The 18,475-nt window shown below is 35.7% G+C and carries 13 protein-coding genes; 2 read left to right on the top strand and 11 right to left on the bottom strand.

Annotated elements, in window-relative coordinates; translation table 11 throughout:
• Nucleotides 1-16 precede the first annotated feature (16 nt).
• From gap to BR44_RS09005, 5 genes are all read right to left on the bottom strand, one after another.
• Nucleotides 17-1,018, bottom strand: a complete 1,002-nt coding sequence (gap, locus tag BR44_RS09025; protein WP_034552014.1) for a type I glyceraldehyde-3-phosphate dehydrogenase — start codon at nt 1,016-1,018, stop codon at nt 17-19.
• A gap of 242 nt (nt 1,019-1,260) precedes the next feature.
• On the bottom strand, nt 1,261-3,300 hold the full coding sequence (locus tag BR44_RS09020; RefSeq protein WP_034552012.1) for a copper-translocating P-type ATPase: 2,040 nt from the start codon (nt 3,298-3,300) through the stop codon (nt 1,261-1,263).
• 136 nt (nt 3,301-3,436) lie between these two features.
• The gene (locus tag BR44_RS09015; protein WP_034552010.1) at nt 3,437-3,640 is read right to left on the bottom strand and encodes a heavy-metal-associated domain-containing protein; all 204 of its coding nucleotides are present in this window, start codon (nt 3,638-3,640) and stop codon (nt 3,437-3,439) included.
• A 247-nt stretch (nt 3,641-3,887) separates the two neighbouring features.
• A complete protein-coding gene (locus tag BR44_RS09010) occupies nt 3,888-6,350 on the bottom strand; it encodes a heavy metal translocating P-type ATPase (RefSeq protein WP_034552007.1) in 2,463 nt (820 codons plus the stop codon).
• A 19-nt stretch (nt 6,351-6,369) separates the two neighbouring features.
• Entirely contained in the window at nt 6,370-6,816 is a 447-nt protein-coding gene (locus tag BR44_RS09005) for a CopY/TcrY family copper transport repressor (protein ID WP_034552003.1), read from the bottom strand.
• 968 nt (nt 6,817-7,784) lie between these two features.
• Between BR44_RS09005 and glnA the strand changes: the two genes are divergently transcribed.
• Nucleotides 7,785-9,131 (top strand): type I glutamate--ammonia ligase, encoded by a 1,347-nt coding sequence (glnA, locus tag BR44_RS09000; protein WP_034552001.1) that lies wholly within the window; start codon nt 7,785-7,787, stop codon nt 9,129-9,131.
• A gap of 444 nt (nt 9,132-9,575) precedes the next feature.
• Here the strand turns inward: glnA and BR44_RS08995 are convergent, their stop codons facing one another.
• Nucleotides 9,576-10,001 carry a cupin domain-containing protein gene (locus BR44_RS08995; protein WP_034551999.1) on the bottom strand — a complete coding sequence of 142 codons (426 nt, stop codon included), beginning with the start codon at nt 9,999-10,001 and terminating at the stop codon, nt 9,576-9,578.
• A 314-nt stretch (nt 10,002-10,315) separates the two neighbouring features.
• Here BR44_RS08995 and BR44_RS08990 point away from each other — a divergent pair, with 314 nt between their 5' ends.
• Nucleotides 10,316-10,873 (top strand): DNA-3-methyladenine glycosylase I, encoded by a 558-nt coding sequence (locus BR44_RS08990; protein WP_211249872.1) that lies wholly within the window; start codon nt 10,316-10,318, stop codon nt 10,871-10,873.
• 61 nt (nt 10,874-10,934) lie between these two features.
• Here BR44_RS08990 and BR44_RS08985 read toward each other — a convergent pair whose 3' ends face one another.
• The 5 genes from BR44_RS08985 to BR44_RS08965 all read right to left on the bottom strand — a co-directional run bounded on the left by BR44_RS08985 (nt 10,935) and on the right by BR44_RS08965 (nt 18,141).
• A complete protein-coding gene (locus BR44_RS08985) occupies nt 10,935-11,651 on the bottom strand; it encodes an MIP/aquaporin family protein (RefSeq protein ID WP_034551994.1) in 717 nt (238 codons plus the stop codon).
• A 2-nt stretch (nt 11,652-11,653) separates the two neighbouring features.
• The gene (gene glpO / locus BR44_RS08980; protein WP_034551992.1) at nt 11,654-13,486 is read right to left on the bottom strand and encodes a type 1 glycerol-3-phosphate oxidase; all 1,833 of its coding nucleotides are present in this window, start codon (nt 13,484-13,486) and stop codon (nt 11,654-11,656) included.
• Nucleotides 13,487-13,515: 29 nt separating this feature from the next.
• Nucleotides 13,516-15,024, bottom strand: a complete 1,509-nt coding sequence (glpK, locus tag BR44_RS08975; RefSeq protein ID WP_034551990.1) for a glycerol kinase GlpK — start codon at nt 15,022-15,024, stop codon at nt 13,516-13,518.
• A 327-nt stretch (nt 15,025-15,351) separates the two neighbouring features.
• Nucleotides 15,352-16,818, bottom strand: a complete 1,467-nt coding sequence (locus BR44_RS08970) for a helix-turn-helix domain-containing protein (RefSeq protein ID WP_034551988.1) — start codon at nt 16,816-16,818, stop codon at nt 15,352-15,354.
• A gap of 9 nt (nt 16,819-16,827) precedes the next feature.
• Nucleotides 16,828-18,141 (bottom strand): FAD-dependent oxidoreductase, encoded by a 1,314-nt coding sequence (locus tag BR44_RS08965; protein WP_034551986.1) that lies wholly within the window; start codon nt 18,139-18,141, stop codon nt 16,828-16,830.
• Nucleotides 18,142-18,475 lie beyond the last annotated feature (334 nt).

The following is an 18,475-nucleotide window of genomic DNA, read 5'->3' as shown; positions in this document are numbered from 1 at the left end:
GATCTCATTTGTTGAATTAACCTAGTTTTGCAAAATATTCCAGTAGTCGAATCATATTAGAAACAAACCCGTACTCATTATCATACCAAGCAACTGTTTTCACCAACTGACCACCGTTTGCATCCATTACTTCAGTCAAGGTTGAATCAAAGGTAGAGCCGTGAGTGTCGCCAACTATATCAGAGGACACCACTTCATCTTGAGTATAACCATATGCCTCATTCGAAGCAGCTTTCATAGCTTTATTTATCTTATCAATCGTTACATTCTGATCGAGTACTGAATAAAGTTCGACAAAACCTGCTGTAATAACCGGAACGCGAGTTGAAGTCCCTGTTATTATTCCATCCACTTCTGGTATAACCTTCCCTAATGCTTTAGCAGCACCTGTTGTTGTTGGAATAACATTTTGTGCGCCTGCACGTTTCTTGCGGCCACCAGGAGCATCTTGGAGAGATTGTGTGGCTGTGTATGCACGCGAACCTGTCATTAGTCCTCTTTGAATGCCAAATTCATCGACTAATACTTTTGTCATCAATGCTAGCGCATTCGTTGTACAGGAAGCGGCAGAAACGATACGGTCATCCTTAGTCAAGGTTTTCTCATTAACTCCATATACGCCAATTTTTGTGACATCATCTTTAGTGGGAGCAGATATCATCACTTTTTTAGCTCCTGCCTCTAAATGAACGTTAGATTTTTCTGAAGACGCATAGAAACCGGTACACTCAAGTACAATATCAATACCTAGCTCGCCCCATGGTAGTTTGCTAGCATCTGCTTCTTTATATACTTTAACCTCTTCGTCATCAACAAAAAGTATGTTCTCTTTAACTTCTACGGTATAGGGAAGCCTACCATGAGCAGTATCATATTTTAGTAAATAAGCCAAGTCTTCATTATCAACTAAATCATTAACTGCCACCACCTCTAATTCCGTACTATTTAATTCTTTGATTCGACGGTAAGCTAATCGACCAACTCGACCAAACCCATTAATTGCTACTTTTACTGTCATAAATATAACATCCTCCTTCTGTATCAATTTAAAAAATAAAGTACGTTAACATGATCATTTGTATCTAAAATAAATAAATTGAATCGGTGTTCTTTTCAAAAAAATAATTATAAAAATTGGTGTAGACTATAAAGAATTTTTAACTCATCAACAAGCAATGTGTCCCTATATTCAGAATGAATTAAATTGTTCAAGAACACATTGCTTGCAAATTTTTTCTTATGACTTTACTTTAAAATCTACTAATTTTTCAATCTCAACGTCATTGCATTAATTGCGACTATAACAGTTGACGTTGACATCAGTATCGCTGCGACTGCAGGTGTTATTGTAATGCCAATTGGAGCCAATAAACCTGCAGCTATTGGGATAGCGAGGATATTATAACCTGCACCCCAGATAAGGTTTTGTTTCATTTTTCTTGTTGTTTTATTCGCCAATTCAATAAAGGCTTCAATATCTCCGGGATCAGATTGCGTTAAAATGACATCTGCGGAATCTATTGCGACTTGGGTTCCTGCTCCGATCGCTACACCGACGTCTGCCAGGGCAAGAGAGGGAGCATCATTAACGCCGTCACCTACCATGATCACTATTTTCCCTTGGTTTTTCAGTGATTCTACCAAATCATATTTATCTTGTGGAGATTGATTGGCTCTATATTCAACGCCTAATATCTCAGCTACTTCTTTAGCGGCCTTTTCATTATCTCCGGTAGCCATTATAGGTTGAATATTATTATCCTTCAGCACTTGCATCAATTCCTTACTTTTTTCTTTTAGTTCATCTCCTAAGGCTACCGTTCCTATGGCTTTACCATCTTCGACTAAAACACTTAGTGTTGCACCTTTAGAAGCATCAACCGCTATATCTTTTCCAAATACTTTCTGGCTGATTAACTGGTATTTAATATTATTTGCATAACCTTCTACACCAGCACCGGATACCACGTCAATTGAATCAAACAGAACGGGCTGAGCATTTTGTTGTTTAGCATATCTAATAATAGATTGTGCAATAGGGTGGCTTGAGCCACCTTCGATACCAGCCATTAGAGCTGCAACTTCAGCTTCTGTATATTTTTCATTTAAACTTGTAACGTTCAATACTTTAAATTCTCCAGTGGTCAGCGTACCTGTCTTATCTAAAATCATGACTTCTGCATTTCTTGCTGTTTCCAACGCATCACGGTCTTTCACTAATAATCCCCGACTGGCACCTATGGTTGTACTGCGAGCGACGGTTAACGGAACTGCTAACCCTAATGCATGCGGACACGCAATCACCATAGTTGTTACGGCGAAAAGAATAGCGGTCCGAGCATCTACTGCGTTTATCCAATAAAAGAATGCAATTGCAGCGACAATAACAGCGACATAAAACAACCAGCCGGCTACTCTTTGGGCAATATTCTCTGCTCTAGAAGGTTGACTTTGCGCTTGGCTGATTAGTGTCTGGACTTGGGAGATGAATGACTGATCTCCTGTTTCTTTTATTTCTACATACAGTGCACTTTCACCATTCGTAGATCCTCCAATAGCTTCATCTCCAACACCTTTTTTAATAGGTTTGGATTCTCCAGTTAGTAAGGCTTCATTAACTCGAGATTCGCCTTTTATTATAATTCCATCTGCCGGAATATTTTCTCCAGCCTGCACACGAACGATGTCCCCTACTTTTAAATCAGAAACAGGAAGTATATCGATTGAATCATCTTCCCGCACTACATGCGCATCTTTCGGTACTAACTCAGCCAGCGCCTTTTGTGCATCTCCTGCTTCACCTACTGCTTTCATTTCAATCCAATGACCAAGCAGCATGATTAAAAGTAACGTTGCGAATTCAAAGAAGAAGTCCATAACGAATTCGCCTGTTGTATATCTTAAAATAACCGCATAGATACTATATAAATATGCCACGCCTATACCAAGCGAGACAAGCGCCATCATACCAGGAACTCTTTTTTTAAATTCCGAAACAGCACCTGTTAAAAATGGTCGACCGCCATAAATCATGAGTACTGTTGCTACCAGAGCAACGACAATATCTGAATACGGAAAAGTAATTAAACCTCGCTCGATTACTCCCGGAATTGGAGTCATTAGCATAACGATAATGCCGAGTGGCAATGACTTAAAAAGGATTTCCTTGAAATTCCCATGATGTTCGTGTTTGTCATGACCCTCATGGTCGTGAGGGTTGTGCTTATCTTTATTACTATGATCCGTATGTTCATGGTTTTTATGGTTATGAGACGAATGATTGTTCTTATTGCTGCTCATATATTTTTCCTCCTTTGGATTACTTCTAGGGAATAGTATTCACTTTTTCTCTGAAGGCGCCTCGGTAAAATCGAAACCGTTAATTTGAATTTCAGAAGAATTAAAGCATTTTCTATACCTTTAATTCAAAAATGAATTAAGTTAACACATCGTATTTAGTCTCTGACAAAGCAGAAACAAAAATCTCTTTCCGGATAGCTGACTGGCTTTCAATTATCGCTTTTTTATTTGCCAGATCGATGGATACTGATTGCACCCCTTCAATTGCTTCAAATTTTTCTCGTACTGTGTTAGCACAACCGTCACATTTCATACCTTCTATCACTAGTTCTTTTTTCATATATATGCCTCTTTTCTTTTTATTTTTAAAATTTTTCTACAGGAAAACAGAAAACTATTTAAATCCACAGTAGATATTGTTACTTCTAGTACATTAACTACAATTTTTTAATAAATTCCGTAAAACAATAATAACAATCATTTAACTTCATCTTTCATCCCACTCGATATGGCCGGATGAAAGACGAAATTAGCTGAAGGGTCGCGAGTTTATTTGAGTATCAAAAATACCTTATCCATCGAACCTTCTATTTAGCAATAGAAGGTTTGAATCTTTTCAATCGCAATGCATTTAGTAATACAGATACTGAACTAAAACTCATTGCTGCAGCTGCAATAATTGGGCTTAATAAAGGACCACCAAATACATATAATAGGCCCATTGCTACTGGAATACCTAAAATATTGTAAGCAAATGCCCAAAATAGGTTTTCTCTGATATTTTTAATTGTTTCCTTACTTAATTCCACAGCTGTTGGAACATCCATCAAATCACTTCTCATTAGAACAATATCAGCTGATTCCATCGCGACATCTGTGCCGGAACCAATAGCAATACCAATATCCGCTTGTGCAAGTGCTGGCGCATCATTGATACCATCCCCGACCATGGCCACTTTTTTACCTTCAGCTTGAAGTTTTTTCACTTCATTTGCTTTATCTTCTGGTAATACTTCACTCAGTACGCGATCAATACCAACTTGTTTAGCAATCGCTTCAGCTGTCCGCTTATTGTCTCCTGTAATCATAGCGACTTCAATACCCATTCGGTGTAGTTTTTCAATAGCTTTCAAACTGTTTTCTTTAACGGTATCCGCAACAGCGATAAGACCAGCAATCTCTCCATCTTTTGCAATATACATTGGCGTTTTGCCTTGACTAGCCAATTCATCTGAAGATATCGCTAAGTCTCCCAACGAAACCTGTCTTTCATTCATTAATTTCTTGTTTCCAAGCAATAAATGTTGGCCATCAATATTTACTTCAATACCAAGTCCTGGAATGGCATTAAATGATTCTGTTTTACTTAATTCTAGGTTTCTTTCTTTGGCCCCGTTAACAATGGCCTCACCCAATGGATGCTCCGAACCTTTTTCGGCAGAAGCAGCTAAAATTAAGAGCTTCGTTTCAGAAAGACCATTTTTAGTCAAGATATCGGTTACTTTAGGCTTACCTTCTGTAATGGTTCCTGTCTTATCAAAAATGATGGTTTCAATTTTATGAGTGGTTTCTAAAGCCCCACCACTCTTAATTAACACTCCATTTTCAGCCCCTTTTCCCGTTCCCACCATAATAGCCGTTGGTGTAGCCAAGCCCAACGCACAAGGACAAGCAATCACAAGGACAGAAATCGTAATGGTTAAAGCAAAAATCCATGACTCTTGCCCTAAGAAGAACCAGGCTAAACCAGCTAAAATAGCAAGAACGATAACAATTGGAACAAAAACACCCGAAATTTTATCAGCTAATTTTGCAATTGGAGCTTTTGAACCTTGAGCATCTTCCACCAATTTAATAATTTGAGACAAAGCGGTATCTTTCCCAACGCTTGTTACTTTGTATTGGAAGCTTCCATTCTTGTTAATGCTTGCGCCAATAACTTTGTCGCTTGGTTTCTTCTCTACTGGCATACTTTCGCCTGTCAACATCGATTCATCAATTGAGGTGTTCCCTTCCATTACCATTCCATCAACCGGTACTTTTTCACCAGGTCGAACAACAACGATATCACCGACTTGTACTTCATCAATCGCTATCTCTATTTCTTGGTTGCTGCGCAACACGCGAGCTGTTTTTGGTGCTAGGCCCATTAGTTTTTTTATAGCTTCTGACGTTTTACCTTTTGAAACGGCTTCGAAATATTTCCCTAATGTAATCAGTGTTAAAATGACCGCTGCAGATTCATAATAAAGAGCTGTTGTAAAGCTAGTATCTCCCAAATAAATCATATAGGTTCCAAAAAGGCTATAAACAAATGCGGCACTGGTGCCAAGTGCAACAAGAGAATCCATATTTGGATGTCCTTTAACTAATGTCTTGAATCCAACCGTAAAGAAGCTGCGGCCATAATACATAACTGGGAGTGTTACTATTAATTGAATTAGCGAAAAAGCTACCGGATGTAGCATTGGATCAATGATTGCTGGTAGCGACAGACCCAACATATGCCCCATGGCAATATACAATAATGGTACAGTGAAAATAGACGACATTAAAAATCTGTGCCACATTTCTTTAATATGCTGTTGTTTCTTTGCGCGGTCTAAATCAACTGATTCAGCAGAGTCTACCTCTTCGTGAGCTTCGTACCCAGCGTCAGCAACGGCCTTCGTTATATCTGATACATTTAGTATAGCTGGATCATATAGCACTGTCATCTTTTCAGTCGCTAGATTGACAGTTGACTGGTTTGCACTTGGAAGCTTTTGTATTGCCTTTTCAATAGTCTGAGCGCAGGAAGCACACGTCATTCCCTCTATAGTGAATACTTTTTTGATTGTAGTGGTTACTGCTGTGTAACCAGCATCTGCTACAGCCTTTTGAATATCTTTTTCTGTCAAATTCAACTCATCAAACTGTACAGTCATTTTTTCCGTCGCTAGATTAACATTTACTGCTTCTACACCTGGTAACTTGTGCACCGTCTTTTCAACGGTTTGTGCACAAGAGGCACACGTCATTCCTTCTATATTAAAAATTTTATTTTCCATTTTATCTATCTCCCCCTCCTTAGTGATGATGCAGGTTGCATTCGCATTGCCCTGTTACACATTTACAAGGAACCACATCCAATGCTGTATTTTCTTTTTGTTCCAATAATCGCTTAAGACTAATAATATCTGACTTGCTTAGAGTAGCATCGGCTATCATATTCCTGATAACATGACCCGATTGCTTATTACAGACTCGCGATAGAATATCATCCGTATAGGTATCCACGCTTTCCTCTTCAGTAACCGCTGCTGAATAAATAAATTTATTTCTATTTTTTATAGTCTGCAACGCTCCTTTGTCAACCAAACGACCGATCAATGTTTTGATCGTTGCTGCTTTCCATTGCTTTTTATTTTCAAGAACAGTAATGATTTCTCTACTGGTAATCGATTCATTTGCCCAAGCGACACGCATAATTTCCCATTCTGCATCTGTTATTTTAATTGGAATAGTTGTTTCCATTTCATTTTTCTCTCCTCTAAGATTACAACTGTAGTCTTCTTCAATATCTATAGTTTACATCCGTAAACGTAATATGTCAAGTCGTTTATTTAATACCTGTAAAACTAATTAAGTACTACTGTTTTAACAGTCATTTTCAGTACTTACTTTATCTAAAATGATAAGTAAAAAACTCCTACTTCCTATTTTTAAAAATAATGGAAATAGGAGCTTTTTTAGTTTGCTCATTTAATTATCACCTGTCATTTCTATCTAATCTATTTCCAAAAATTCATTTCTATCAGTTTTTAGTTAACTGAAAACTGACTCATCACCCTTGCATATCTATGCTCTAGTCTATGACGATTATATAGAAAGAAATCATCCTTTTTAAAAACAGCCAATAATTTTTTTCATTGCTTTCAGTATTACTGTATCTTTCCACCCCTCTTCGTTCAATGATGAAATCTTCCGAATTATTTCTACTACTAAATCTCCATTAATTCATATCTTTTTAATGGAGTTATTTTATAACTATCGATCTCACTTATTTCTTTGAAGTTAAAAAGTGTAAAAAAAGAACCCTAATCTAATTTAGTTAAAGCATCTAAAAAATCTTACTAGAGGCTCCTCTCATTGGCTACAGGACAGAGAATTTTTTGCATTCTATTTTTGTTCTTTTGATTTTAAAATAAAAGCGATGTTAGTCTTTATTGTATTTTACACATTCAAAACATAGATTCTTCGAACAGGTCTGGTATACAAAAAAATAACTAATTAGTTTGCATAACATTCTAAAAAAATTTTAACTATTAGCAGGTTTGTTGTGTTAGTTAAGATTATTTTTGTTTTAACTCACTTAGTCATAGTCTAAAATCTAACATCTGCATGTTATGAAAATTTTGACAATATTATTAAGACTTGATACATTAATAAATGAACAGAGTACAAAAGTAAAGCTCCACTATGAAAGGGAGGATTTTGTAATTATGAAAAATTTTACTAAAGAAGAAATAATCACCAGTGCCAAAGAAAATAAGGTTCGTTTTTTACGCTTAATGTTTACTGATATAGACGGAACAGTTAAAAATGTTGAAGTCCCTATTAGTCAATTAAATAAAGCACTAGATAATGAAATAATGTTTGATGGATCATCAATTGATGGTTTTGTCCGAATCGAAGAGAGTGATATGCTCTTATATCCCGATTTAGGTACTTGGTTAGTCTTTCCCTGGGAAATTGGAAGTAAAAACGAAAATAGTAAGGTTGCTCGCTTGATTTGTGATATTTACAACCCCGATGCTACGCCGTTTGCTGGCGACCCTCGTACTAATTTAAAACGGACCTTAAAAGAAATGGAAGAATTTGGATTTACTGAGTTTAATTTAGGACCAGAACCTGAGTTTTTCTTATTTAAACTAGATGAAAATGGCAAACCAACACTTGAATTAAACGATAATGCTAGTTACTTTGATTTTGCTCCAACAGACTTAGGAGAAAATTGTCGACGCGACATAGTGTTGTACCTGGAAGATTTAGGATTTGAAATTGAAGCTAGTCATCATGAGGTAGCCCCAGGACAACACGAAATTGATTGGAAGTATGCTTCTGCTCTTGAAGCCTGTGATAATATTCAAACCTTTAAATTAATTGTTAAGACGGTTGCCCGTGAACATGGTCTTCATGCTACCTTTATGCCTAAACCTTTAGATGGTGTGAATGGATCAGGAATGCACTTTAATATGTCTTTATTCAACGAAAACGGCAATGCCTTTTGTGACGAATCTGATGATTTAGGATTAAGTAAAGTTGCCTACCAATTTTTAGCTGGGACAATTCATCATGCTTTAGCTTATACGGCAGTTTGTAATCCAACTGTCAACTCTTATAAAAGATTGATTCCTGGTTATGAAGCTCCGGTTTATGTAGCTTGGAGTTCACGTAACCGTTCACCTTTGATTCGTGTACCAAGCTCTCGTGGTATGTCTACTCGCTTTGAATTGCGTAGTGTTGACCCTAGTGCTAACCCTTATCTTGCATTAGCAGTTTTATTAAAATCAGGATTAGATGGAATTAAAAACGAAATGGTCCCTGCAGCACCAATTGATCGCAATATTTATCGTATGACAACTGACGAGCGTCATGAAAAAGGCATTATTGATCTGCCAACAACTCTACACGATGCCTTAAAATATTTAAGTAAAGATGAAGTTATTAAAGATGCTCTTGGTTCACATATCTATAATAGTTTCATCACTTCTAAAAAAGTAGAATGGGCAGAATATTGCGAACAAGTATCTAAATGGGAACAAGAAAAATACATGACTTTATATTAAACAATATCCTTTCCCTGAATTATTCATACTTTTGAAAAGAGTTAAAAACTAGATTTTTTAAATCTTTTCACCTGAAAATTAAGTGAATATCTCTATTCATGCTTAATTCAATTCTTGAAATTGAATCAAGCAATCTTAGAACCCCTTTTCTATGGTTTTTAGTTTATGCTTCAACCATAGCAGATAGGGGTTCTTTTTGTACGCTTATAAGGTGTACAAAAATCAACTGAGAAGTAACGCTTCAATAGTATTTCGAAAATTAAAAATTCAAAATCCACTTCACTAAATAAGCTTTTCTTTTTTTCTCTAGCGCATATAACTGCATTTTCAAACAACATGCTTTTTATCTCATTAGCATTTAGCCGAAAAATACCCCGAAAATTAGATTTCTCACTCTAATTTTTGGGGTATTTTTCAAATTATTAAACTATTTTTAGAATTAAACTACTCTTGCTCATTAGGGTCATTTCGTGCATCGTCATGCGTTTCATGTACTGTACCTGGAACATGGTCTGGTCCTGCATAGATTGTGTACAATTTCAGCGGCTTATCTCCCGTATTCAAGATATTATGCCACATATCAGCTGGTACAAAAACCGCATCATCGTCTTTGACTGCTTGTTCAAAGTTTAGATTATCTTCTGTTGGACCCATTTTACATAAACCTTGTCCTTTTTCAATACGAATAAATTGATCAATTCCGTGATGAACTTCTAATCCAATATCATCATTGGGTTGAATCGCCATCACTGTTGCTTGTAATTTATCACCTGTCCAAATAGTTGTGCGATACGTATCATTTTGAACAGTTGCTTCTTCGATATCCACTACGTATGGTTTCTTACCATTCTCTTTATCACTAAGTTCCATCTTTTTCATTCCTCCTAGTTAGAATAAACATCAATTTGTAACAGTTACAATCTAAGTATATTCCACTCGAATAAAAAAGCAAGAAAAAAGGCTTCAGTTTAATAAAAACCTTTATCATTTAACAGATTTGACAGTACCATTTAGCTTATCGTATCTTATTCACAAAAATAGACAATATTTAGTTGGTTAACTTCAAGGATAGTTATGAATTATTCAGGTGTTGTGTACTTTTTAAAGACATAAGGTATTAAATAATTTCGCGCAATTATCATGTTATAATAGAATGTGCTCACTTTTCTCTTAACTGAAGGAGGATGATACCATTGAAAAGATGCGACTGGTGCGAAGGAAATGAACTTCAACTAAATTATCATGATAATGAGTGGGGAGTTCCAGTTTATACAGATCGGCTTCATTTTGAATTTTTACTATTAGAATCAATGCAATCTGGATTGAGTTGGAATACTATTTTAATGAAAAGGAAAAACTTTAGATTAGCTTTTGATCAATTTGACTATCTAAAAATAGCTGAATATAATGAAACTAACATAGCTGAATTGCTTATTAATGAAGGAATTATAAGGCATCGAAAGAAAATTGAATCTGCCATAAACAACGCTAATAAATTTATCGACATTCAAAAAGAATATGGCAGTTTTAATTATTATATATGGAGTTTCACAGATCACAAAACAATTATGAATCATTATAAAACGACAAAAGAAGTGCCCTCACAAACAAACCTATCTGATTTAATCAGTAAGGATTTAAGGAAAAAAGGCTTTAAATTTCTAGGTCCCGTTACTGTCTATTCCTATCTTCAAGCCGTTGGAATAATAGACGATCATTTAGACAGTTGTTTTAAAAAATAAATTACTACAAACAAAAAAAGGATTAGACAACGTTCTAATCCTTTTTTTATTTAACTATTGTTTACGTCATAACCAAAAAGATTGCTGCTGCTATAACTGCACCTAAGATTGGTCCTACGATTGGTACCCATGCATAACCCCAGTCAGAATCGCCTTTATTTGCAATTGGTAAAAATTGGTGTGCAATTCTTGGTCCTAAATCACGAGCTGGATTAATAGCATAACCTGTTGCTCCACCTAGTGACAGTCCGATTGAAACAATCAGCAAACCTACAACCATCGGATTCATTCCATCTGCAAAAGTATATTGCGAGAATGATAGTAACCCTAACACTAAAACAATCGTTCCAATTGTTTCTGTCATCAAATTGGCTGGATGATTTTTAATTGCTGGTCCAGTTGCAAACGTTCCCAGAATAAATCCTTGGTCTTCTGTTGCTTTGAAATGATCTATATAAGTCAACCAAACTAAAACAGCTCCAACTATCCCACCTGCCACTTGTGCAAGTATAAACGGTATAACCAAACTCCAACTAAAGTTACCTGCTATGGCCATTGCAATAGTTACCGCTGGATTTATATGAGCAGGTCCCATAAATCCTGATATATAAACTGCAATTGTTACTGCTGCACCCCATCCTAAAGCAATGACGACCCAACCGGAAGCTTCTGCTTTACTTTGTTTCAAATTAACTGCCGCACATACTCCGTCTCCTAAAAGAACCAAAATCAACGTTCCCAAAAACTCACTGAAAATCTGTAATGTATCTCCACTCATCTTTATCTCTCCTCTTTCAATTCAGTTAAGTCTGAGTCGTTAATTGCTTTGTTTAACTCAGTAATATAGCTAGATTTTTCTTCTTGAGTCCAGTTAAGCCTATCTGCCATCGCTTCAATAACGGGTTCTTTCACTGCGTCTAAGCTATCACGCATAAACAACATATAATTCGTCCGACGAACTAAAAAGTCAGCAGGTGTTAACGTCATTTCTGCATTCATAGCATAATCTAAACTTAAACTTTCGCCCAATCCTAATCCTGGGAAGGCTTTCATTTCTTTGGCTTTACTAAAGACTAACGGCGCATTTGTGCCATATAAATCAGCTAAATAAGTCGCTTCTTTTTCTGACAAGCCTTTTTTTATTCCCTCCTTAACTAATTCAGCTAACGTTTCTTCAACTTTTTGTGGATCCATTTTCCCACCTGAAACTTGGTAAGTCTTAGAATCAACTAGCGTATACTCTTTTTGGAACTCTGATTTCAATAACTTTTGAATTAAGATTAGAGCACCTTCTGCCATTTTACGATAATCTGTAATTTTCCCCCCAGATAATGTAATTAACCCATCTTCTTCACGAGTTAAGTCGCTTCCGCGAGAAACAGCTGAAGGATTATCTTCGCCTTCTGATAATTCACTTTCTAAACCACTTAAAACCTCTTCTACTGCAAATCGATCAACCATTTTTTCTTTATACTTTGTAACAATATCAACGACTTTAGTAAAACTATCGTCTGTAATCTTGCCATTGTCGCCACCATTATAATCTGATCCACCATTTGTTGAAATCAATGGGCGTAATCCAACCCAGCTAGATTCAACATCTGCTAAGGTTATGTCAGCTGCTGGGTAGCGATAGTTCACACATTCTAATAGATAATCAACATCTTCTTTTTCGACCATTGGATTCAAATAATCGCCCTGGTAGTCTGTATCGGTTGTCCCAAAATACGTTTTATTCTCTCTAGGAACAACAAAGAACATGCGACCATCATTTTTCCCAGTATCTAAATAAGTCGGTTGAGGAACAGGTAATCTACTGCTTTTAATGACTAAATGAATCCCTTTTGTGGGTCTCATTTGAGGAATAACCTCTTTTGATTTATCTAATTGGCGAATTTGATCCACCCAAGGTCCCCCTGTATTAATAACAAGGTTAGCTTTAATATCAAATGTCTCATTTGTTACTCTATCTTTGGCATGGACGCCTTCTATTTGACCATCTTGATTATAAATAAATCCAATGGCTTTTACTCGACTAAGCATATGTCCACCATCAGCTGCTGCTTGTTTAATATTCTCAATAACTAGTCGAGCGTCATTATTTTTATAATCAAGATAAACGCCACCACCAAGTAAACCATCTTTCTTCAAGTAAGGTTCTCTTTTCAATACTTCTTCAGTCGTTAACGTATAGTTTGCATATTTACTACCCGTAACATTAGCGAGTTGGTCATATAAATTCATTGCAACTTTAACAGAAAACATATTGAAAGTAGCATTTGCTTCATCGTAGATGGGTAACAGCATTGGTGCTGGTTTTGGAATATGGGGAGCAATGCTTTGCACAACTGCTCGCTCTGTTACAGTATCAGCTACTACTTCAACATCGAAAGTCTTCAAATAACGAATGCCGCCATGGACTAATTTTGTTGATCGAGAAGAGGTGCCTTCTGAAAAATCTTGCATTTCTATTAAAGCAGTCTCCATACCAGCTGCGCTCGCTTGGAGCGCAACACCCGCACCTGTGATTCCTCCTCCAATAATTAACACATCTAATTGCGTTTTTTTTACATTTTCAATTGTTTGTTGTCGTGTTTCACTTGAAAAATTCATAATCGTCATTTCCTCCTTTTTATCTGAGATTATTTTGAGGTAGGTTTGAACATTTGTGTAGCAGCGACAGCTTGTTTCCAACCGTCATATAACTCTTCACGCTTTTCTGCTGGCATAGATGGTTCAAAGGCTTCGCCGGCTTCATAAAATTCTTTTAATTCATCTAAATCTTTCCAGAATCCAACAGCTAAACCTGCTAAGAATGCAGCACCTAAAGCAGTTGTTTCTAAATCACGCGGTCTTTGAACAGAAGAATTTAAGATGTCTGCTTGGAATTGCAACAAATAATCGTTGTTTGCTGCGCCACCATCGACTTTTAGTAAAGGAATGTCAATGCCTGTATCTTCTTTCATTGTATCAATGACATCTCTAACTTGATAAGCAATGGATTGCAAAGTTGCTTTAACAAGATCGGATCTTGTTGTTCCACGAGTAATTCCGAAAATAGCGCCACGAGCTTGAGAATCCCAATAAGGTGCTCCTAAGCCAGTGAAAGCTGGTACTACAAAAAGCTCATCCGCACTTGTTGATTCCACCGCGATTTTTTCTGTTTCACTAGCATTTTTAATTATTTCTAGTCCATCTCTTAACCACTGAATGGCAGAACCTGTTACGAAAACACTTCCTTCAATCGCATAGTAAACCTTACCGTTTATCCCGTAACCAATCGTTGTCAATAAATTATTTTTAGATAAAGTAGGCGTTTCACCCGTATTCATTACAATAAATGACCCTGTACCATAAGTATTTTTAACCATCCCTGGTTCGAAAGCCATTTGTCCAAATAATGCAGCTTGTTGGTCTCCTGCCATTCCTGAGATTGGAACTTCTGCTCCGTAAAAATGGAAACTACGTGTATGACCGTAAACTTCAGAGTTAGAACAAGCTTTTGGTAACATCACTTTAGGAATGTTTAATAAGTCTAGAATTTCTTGGTCCCAGTCTAACTCGTGAATATTAAACATCATTGTCCTACTTGCATTGGAATAGTCTGTTACGTGTGAACCACCATCCGTTAATTTCCAAACCAACCATGTATCAATTGTTCCGAAAAGTAACTCCCCTTTTTCAGCTCGCTCTTGTGCACCTTCTACATGATCTAAAATCCAACGAACTTTCGTTGCTGAAAAATAAGCATCAATGATTAAACCTGTTTTTTTATGGAAGAAGTCAGCATACCCATCTTCTTTTAGTTGATCCGCAATTGGTGAAGATTGACGAGACTGCCATACAACCGCATTATATATTGGTAAACCTGTTTTTTTATCCCAGACAACAGTTGTTTCACGTTGGTTTGTAATACCGATACCAGCAATTTCATTTGGCCGGATACCTGATTCAATAAAAGCTCCAGCAATAACAGACTGAACAGAATTCCAAATTTCGTTCGCGCTGTGTTCTACCCAACCATCATTGGGAAAGAATTGTGTAAACTCTTTTTGAGAATTCCCTACATTTCTTCCGTTCTTATCGTAAATAATCGCTCTTGAACTTGTTGTTCCTTGGTCAATCGACATAATGTATTTTTTTTCTGTCATTTTTAAACCCTCCTGTTTTTTGAAAGCGTATTCTTTCTATAAACCTATAGTAATCTTTTTTCTTCCTCAAATACTCCCAAGTTTTTTCTTTTTTTCTAGCTTTTTTGAAAGTATTTTTCAAGAACTGTTTCATACTAGTCCTTTCCGTTGTATTTTTTAACTTTTTAGCAAACTAAATTTTTAACTCTATTATTTTTTATCAATTAATTTTTCAGTAAAAAGTCCATTCAACTGCTAATTGAATGGACTTTTTCAAGATATTTGTTGCATCGATAGTTGCTTGCTAACGCAGGTTGACGGTTTCAATCCTAGCTTATCTAACCAATTTCATATTTTTAGTTCATTGATTCGACATTTAATTTGATTCATATCGAATTTCGACCAAAATTCTGAAATAATGTAAATTTCTGTTGCTCGTGAATAAAAATGTGAAGCTAAATTTGTCGTGATAACTAAGTCATACGTGTGATGATCGCGGTATTCTTCGACAGTAATGCCAATAACATTTTTTAAGTTTAACATCAGTGTTTGTGTCAAAAATTCTGCATGCATATCCATCAAATTCAAATCAATCCCGATCAACAATTCTTTTGAAATATTGAAATCAACAATGGACAGAGCCGTTGAATACTCCAATAAAGTTAATCTTTGCAAAGAGCCTACTGGAGAGTTTGCTTTTCCAATTGTTTCAAGTGCTGTCTTTAATAACTGTTCAGATAAGGTTTCCAAATTTTTTCCCCAGACTTCGCTTTCTTTTGCGGTAAAGTCTTTTAAATCATTCATCTCAAGTGCCCCTTCAAAAAAATACAATGTGCCATTAATTTGTGAAAGGTAAAAAGTCACTTTTCTTTCTAGTACAATAGTCGGTTTGGTTGGCAGATAATACAACAGAACTGTTTCTCTTAAAAGAGTATCCACTAATGCTGTTGGTGTTCTGCGGCTGCGAACTAAATCATAGTTAATAAAATCTTTTTCTGATAAGACTGACTGAGTCGTTAAGAAAATAAAATGAATCATACTTTCTTCTTCCTCGACTTCAATCGAGTAACGGCTGGAATAAAGCAGGATAAGTTTTCGAACTTGTTTATTCACATAATCATTTTTATATGGCTCCATTTTTTGTACCATATTTTTATAGATTTTTTTTGAAATGGACGTTCGTTTTTTACTAATCGTAAACCATAAGCTGACACGCCTTCGACTAAAACCACTTATTTTAATGTCTAACTCTTTTTCAAAACCATTGATTAACGTTTGATTTTGATTGGTTAGTACTGTCTCTTGGAGTTCTTCGTAGTTCATTACAAACCAGTAAACTTGAAAATAAAAATAACGAATTTGCAACTCTTCGCCATGGATATGGCCATTTTTTATTTTAATATTAAATTCTTTGAGCACACCATTTAGTTCTTTTATTTTCCGAAATAAAGAGGATTCACTAATAGAAAGATCACTGATAATTTTAACTACTGTAAACTCTTGGTGTTTAAAAATATAATCAATCAGCTGGTATTTTAGCGATCGTTTGAGATAGTCTTTGTAAACGGTCACTATGGAAAAATGGTTGCTCATAAATAAGGTTAACCAGGCTCCATCTGAATCCACTCGGCAATCTTCTTGGTAAGCTTCTAAATAATCGTTCATTTCTTCTAAATAATTTTCTAATGAAGATTTGGTGATGGTAAGGTCCTTACGCAGTTCTTCATAAGTAATTCTACCCCCTTCAAGAATGAGTTTTTTTAATATTCTCATTTGAAAAGCTTCTCTTTTTTCTAAAAAATCTTCAATTTTCATCTGCTTTACCTAGTCTTTCATTAAGCCAAGTTGATTTGTTATGTCATACACTGTACTCCACGAGGGATGGAAGAAATAATCCTTTTGGGCAAGTTCGTTTAATGTTATCCCCATTTGTATACCTAAAGATAAAGTGTTTATCTTTTCCAATATATTGACTTTAGAAATGAGTTGCGCACCTAATACTTTCCCTGAAGCAGTGTTATAAATCAATTTGCCATTGATTGTTTGTTTTCCATTAAATAAAGAAGCAGGCTGAGAAACATGAGAAACTGCAATCTCTTCATCAAAAAAGATACTTTCTGTTTCTGTCATCCCTGTACTTGCAATATAATAGCCAAAAACTTTGGTTCCAATTGTTCGAGCTGTTCCAATAAAAGGTGTTTGGGGTTTCATTAAATTATCTATTACCACAACACCTGTTCGAACGGCGTTATTTATTAAAGAGATGTAAAATGTTTCATCAGATAAACTTGAAGGCATTTGAATAGCATCTCCGATTGCAAAAACATTTTCTACTGAGGTTTGTAAATACTCATCTACAAAGATAGCTCCATCTTCATGGCAACGTATTTTAGAATCTAGATAAGGAACATTCGGTTTTACGCTTAACGCAAAGACTGCACAGTCACTTTTAATCGCATGATTTTGTGTTTTAAGAATCAAATGCTCTTCAACTTCTTTGATTTCTTTTACCGTTTCATCAAAATAAAAAACCACCCCTTGATCTTGCATTTCTTTTAAAAGCGGTTCCACCATTTCTTGATCAAAATATTTCATGACTATTCCATTCATGCTTTCAATCAATTGGACCTTCTTCTTTTGATTGATCAAACAATCTGCCATTTCAATACCGATTTGACCCCCACCGACTATTGTAAAAACTTGATTGTTTTCAACTAGTTCTAGTGCCATTCTCGTTTTCTCAACAGTTTTATACCTTATTATTTTATTTGATTCCATTCCTTTAATCTGATAAGAATTTTGAACAGACCCTGTCGCTAAAATTAGTTTATCATAAGAGATAACGGTTAATCGATTCAGTTTTTTGTAGGTTAATCGTTGGCTATCTGTATCTATATTTTCAACTTTTGCATTTAAAATGACTTGAATGTTTAATCGTTTTACTGCTTCTACTGTCGTAAAGTGTGCCTCTGCTAAACTTTCTATCTCCCCATTTAATAGAGAATAGAGTGCACCAGGAATAAAACCAATAGTCTCTTCTTTTTCTATTAGAGTAATGGTTGCTTCCTTATATTTTTCACGAGCAGTTAGCACCGCAGTTATCCCAGCAAAAGAACCACCTACAATGACGATATTCATGATATTCCTCCTTCAAACTATACTTGAACCTGGCAACCTTTGTTCTCTTGATTGAACCATTATTATTTATTTCATTCTATTCTACCATTTATTGTTGTGTTAATTAACAGTAGTTATCCTTACATCGTAGATAGATAAAATAACTGTTGTTTCAATTTTGATTAAAGCCATTTTTTTTGTCTTTTTAGCTTTTATTTATCATTGCTTCATTGATTATATTGAAGCTAAGTAACTTTAAAATAATTGCTCACCCATTACACTCCTCATTCGTGCATATACATATGCAACGAATAACCGGTTTGGATTGTTGCTCGTTCTTTATTAGTCGGATCAG

The organism is Carnobacterium funditum DSM 5970, assembly GCF_000744185.1.
Lineage (GTDB): Bacteria > Bacillota > Bacilli > Lactobacillales > Carnobacteriaceae > Carnobacterium_A > Carnobacterium_A funditum.
The sequence above is the reverse complement of the archived record's forward strand: the minus strand, read 5'-3'. Positions and strand labels throughout refer to the sequence as shown.

Coding starts and splice junctions, on each gene's coding strand:
- gap (WP_034552014.1), bottom strand. CDS start 1,018: ATGACAGTAAAAGTAGCAATTAATGGGTTTGGTCGAGTTGGTCGATTA.
- BR44_RS09020 (WP_034552012.1), bottom strand. CDS start 3,300: ATGAGCAGCAATAAGAACAATCATTCGTCTCATAACCATAAAAACCAT.
- BR44_RS09015 (WP_034552010.1), bottom strand. CDS start 3,640: ATGAAAAAAGAACTAGTGATAGAAGGTATGAAATGTGACGGTTGTGCT.
- BR44_RS09010 (WP_034552007.1), bottom strand. CDS start 6,350: ATGGAAAATAAAATTTTTAATATAGAAGGAATGACGTGTGCCTCTTGT.
- BR44_RS09005 (WP_034552003.1), bottom strand. CDS start 6,816: ATGGAAACAACTATTCCAATTAAAATAACAGATGCAGAATGGGAAATT.
- glnA (WP_034552001.1), top strand. CDS start 7,785: ATGAAAAATTTTACTAAAGAAGAAATAATCACCAGTGCCAAAGAAAAT.
- BR44_RS08995 (WP_034551999.1), bottom strand. CDS start 10,001: ATGGAACTTAGTGATAAAGAGAATGGTAAGAAACCATACGTAGTGGAT.
- BR44_RS08990 (WP_211249872.1), top strand. CDS start 10,316: ATGATACCATTGAAAAGATGCGACTGGTGCGAAGGAAATGAACTTCAA.
- BR44_RS08985 (WP_034551994.1), bottom strand. CDS start 11,651: ATGAGTGGAGATACATTACAGATTTTCAGTGAGTTTTTGGGAACGTTG.
- glpO (WP_034551992.1), bottom strand. CDS start 13,486: ATGAATTTTTCAAGTGAAACACGACAACAAACAATTGAAAATGTAAAA.
- glpK (WP_034551990.1), bottom strand. CDS start 15,024: ATGACAGAAAAAAAATACATTATGTCGATTGACCAAGGAACAACAAGT.
- BR44_RS08970 (WP_034551988.1), bottom strand. CDS start 16,818: ATGAAAATTGAAGATTTTTTAGAAAAAAGAGAAGCTTTTCAAATGAGA.
- BR44_RS08965 (WP_034551986.1), bottom strand. CDS start 18,141: ATGAATATCGTCATTGTAGGTGGTTCTTTTGCTGGGATAACTGCGGTG.